The organism is Hydrotalea sp. AMD (assembly GCF_004100315.1).
GTDB lineage: Bacteria > Bacteroidota > Bacteroidia > Chitinophagales > Chitinophagaceae > Hydrotalea > Hydrotalea flava.
Genome location: NZ_SCKY01000109.1, coordinates 1 through 688, shown reverse-complemented (window position 1 = coordinate 688; position 688 = coordinate 1). Strand labels below are relative to the sequence as shown.

The 688-nt window shown below is 41.1% G+C and carries 1 protein-coding gene; it reads right to left on the bottom strand.

Annotated features, from left to right (window positions below):
* Positions 1–478: hypothetical protein (locus EO766_RS18335; RefSeq protein WP_287101831.1), on the bottom strand; the 478-nt coding region annotated here is incomplete at its 3' end.
* Positions 479–688 lie beyond the last annotated feature (210 nt).

The window sequence follows — 688 nt, the reverse complement described above, 5'->3', positions numbered from 1 at the left end:
GAATATTATTATAAGGCGTTGCAGTGGTTATCTCAGCCCCTCCGTCTTTTGGCCTCATTGTAATGATTCGCCTGTAACTTCTTGCCTTGGGTATTTGTGCTATCGCTTGGAATGCTTCAGCAACCGTAACAGAGTTAATAGGCGACACTACAAATTTAGTTAAGTATCCGTCCTTGTGTTTTAATTCAACTTTATTTTTCTTTATTTCTTTCTCATATTGTTTTAATTCAGCTCCTTTTTTCTTTCCCCTCCGGGGCTTTGCTGAAAATGCAATGGGGTTTTCCGCTTTGTTCTTTTTTGCTTGCGTTTCGTTTGTTAATCCCTCTTTAGATAATCGACCTATTTTTTCGTCATATTGTCGCCGGGATATTATTTCACCTGTTTTTGTATTAACGTAATTTCGGGTTGTGTCGCCTTTTAACCTCACCCAGTGTGCCGGGTTCTTGTCTGTTATTATTGGGGCTTTTCGCTTTGCCATATTTAGCCAGTAGAAAATTAAAAGGGTATGCCACCCGATTATGGCAGATAGCGAGGGCCGGGTCTAATTGTATCTGACCGGGGTTTATTCAGGGTTTCATAGTTTAAGCCTATCGAATGTCCGGTTGTCGCCATGGGGGGTGTTGCCAGCGGCATAACACATCTACAACAAAAAGTCAAGAAAAAAATTAGAGTGGTTGGGGTGCTATAT